Genomic DNA, 2,627 nt, shown 5'->3' on the forward strand with positions numbered 1-2,627 from the left:
TTGGATATACCGCTGATATTGACCACCTGATTCCGGCGGAATGTGACCAGTGATTCCGCGTCAAATTGACCACCCCATTCCGGGGCAAACTGACCAGGCATTCCGGGCCAAATTGACCACCCCGAACGAGCAGCTAATGCTGTAGAAGCACCCATCTTTACGAGGTTTAACATAACCTCCAAAAGCATGGCCAACACTACGATTAGCATGAGTAAGATTAGAAAGATAATAAGGATGTACACTAATGGACGCAGTATCATGTCGATAGCTGCCCAGGCTGATACGTCCCGGAATACCGTTAAGAAGTACCTGGCCTCGTTTAAGGATAGTGGCTTTACGTTCGAGGAGGTTGACGCGCTGAACGATAAGGAACTGGAGGACTTCTTTGGAAAAAGCAGGGAGATGCCTCCTACAGGCCGTATGCAATCTATGCTGCGGTGCTTTCCACACGTAGATAAAGAACTTAAGCGTACCGGTGTAAACCGCCATATATTATGGGGAGAGTATTATAAAGAGTTCCCTGATGGCTATCAGTACAGCCAGTTTTGCTTCTATTATACTCAGTGGAAGGCTCGGGTCAACCCGACCATGCATATGGATCACAAAGCAGGTGATAAGCTGTATGTGGACTTTGCAGGGCAAAAGCTTAGCATTACCGATAAGGAGACCGGCGAGATCATTACCGTTGAGGTATTTGTAGCGATACTCGGAGCTAGCCAGCTTACTTATGTAGAAGCTGTGAGTAGTCAGCAAAAGGAGGACTTTATTACGGCCTGTGAGAATACCCTGCATTATATCGGTGGCGTTCCTGATGCGATAGTACCTGATAACCTGAAAGCTGCAGTAACCAAGAGCAGCCGTTTCGAACCAACGTTAAACGAAACATTCGCTGACTTTGCAGATCATTACGGCACCACCATACTGCCAGCCCGGGCGTTCCGCCCTCGCGATAAAGCATTGGTAGAAGGTGCAGTTAAGATCATGTATACCCGGATCTATGCCCCTTTGAGGAAAGTAGTTTACCACTCGTTAAAGGATCTGAACGAAGCCATAAGGGTGGTGCTCGAAGAGCACAATAATAGATTCCTGCAAGGTAGGAACTACAGCCGCAGGCAGCAATTCGATGAGATCGAGCGGGAAGCACTTAACCCTTTACCTGTCCTGCGCTATGAGCTTAAAAAGCAGTTCCATGCTACCGTGATGAAGAACGGATATGTTTGTCTTGGGCCGGATAAACATTATTACAGCGTCCCTTACCGGTTTATTGGCAAGAAGATCAAGCTGCTATATTCCAGTTCTTCGGTAGAAGCCTTTTACCATTATGAGCGTATCGCTATCCATAAACGCACAAGGGGACTATACCTTTATACAACTGAGAAAGACCATCTGGCTTCCACTCACCAGTTCGTGGCTGACTGGTCAAAGGATAAGTTCCTGGGCTGGGCCTCATCGATCCATGAAGATGTCAGGCTTTATATCCATAATATATTCGACCGTAAACAACATCCCGAGCAGGCTTATAAGTCCTGCCTGGGTATCCTTGGCTTCTCCCGAAAAGTAGGTAATGAACGCCTGATCATGGCCTGTAGAAGAGGCCTCCACTACGGTGTATATAACTACAAGACCATTCATCTGATCCTCGAAAAGAAGATGGATCAGTACGAAGAAAGCCTGTTCGCTGATGAACTGCCTATGCCCAATCATGATAATATCAGAGGAGAAGACTATTACAAATAACCTTTTAAATAACCAATGAAATGAACACAAACACGTTAGACAAAATGCGGAAGCTCAAGTTCTTCGGCATGTACCATGCTTTTCAAAGCACCCTGGAAACAGGTAAAACAGAGGATTATACAGCAGATGAGCTACTGGCGCACCTGGTGGATGCAGAGTGGGATGACCGGCATAACAGGCGTATCGAGCGGCAGATCTATTATGCTAAGTTCCGCTACAAAGCTTCTGTAGAGGACGTTCACTATCATGCCGACCGGAGCATTGATCGCAACCAGATCATGCGCCTGGCGGACTGTACGTTCATTGAGCGTAATGAGAACCTGCTGATTACCGGCAGCACAGGCATCGGTAAAAGCTATATCGCTTCTGCTATCGGATATCAGGCCTGCACACTCGGTTACAGGGTCTTATATGCCAGTACACCTAAGTTATTCTCCAAGCTTAAAATGGCCAAGGCTGATGGTTCCTATCTCAAAGAAGTAGCAAAAATAGAACGGCAAGAACTATTGATATTGGATGACTTCGGTATCCAGCCTTTTGATGCGCAAAGCAGGGCTGCCCTGATGGAGATCATTGAAGACAGGCATGGAAAGACCTCGCTGATCATTACATCTCAGCTACCTGTAAGTAAATGGTATGATGTAATAGGTGAAAAGACAATTGCTGATGCTATCCTGGACCGGATCGTACACAGTGCACACCGTATCGAGCTGAAAGGAGAATCCATGAGAAAGAAACGAAGAACTGATGATAAAGAGGTCAGTTATCAATAACCACTTTTAATAACTAACTTTGAAAACGCTTTTACAGCTCTCGCTGCTATCGTTCGCCAGCTAATCGCCTGGTCACTTTGCCACGGAATCAGGTGGTCAACATCCCCGGAATATCAA

2 protein-coding genes are annotated in these 2,627 nt (G+C 46.4%); both read left to right on the forward strand.

Annotation, left to right across the window (positions count from 1 at the left end; all coding sequences use genetic code 11):
• Nucleotides 1–207 precede the first annotated feature (207 nt).
• Entirely contained in the window at nt 208–1,737 is a 1,530-nt protein-coding gene (gene istA, locus ABIB50_RS26560) for an IS21 family transposase (RefSeq protein WP_243837349.1), read from the forward strand.
• Between the two features lie 20 nt (nt 1,738–1,757).
• Entirely contained in the window at nt 1,758–2,510 is a 753-nt protein-coding gene (gene istB, locus ABIB50_RS26565) for an IS21-like element helper ATPase IstB (protein WP_377129249.1), read from the forward strand.
• Nucleotides 2,511–2,627 lie beyond the last annotated feature (117 nt).

Source organism: Mucilaginibacter sp. UYCu711, assembly GCF_050433825.1.
GTDB lineage: Bacteria > Bacteroidota > Bacteroidia > Sphingobacteriales > Sphingobacteriaceae > Mucilaginibacter.

What these genes read in the sequence shown, in the direction of transcription:
- istB (WP_377129249.1), top strand. Translation starts at nt 1,758, where the DNA reads ATGAACACAAACACGTTAGACAAAATGCGGAAGCTCAAGTTCTTCGGC.
- istA (WP_243837349.1), top strand. Translation starts at nt 208, where the DNA reads ATGAGTAAGATTAGAAAGATAATAAGGATGTACACTAATGGACGCAGT.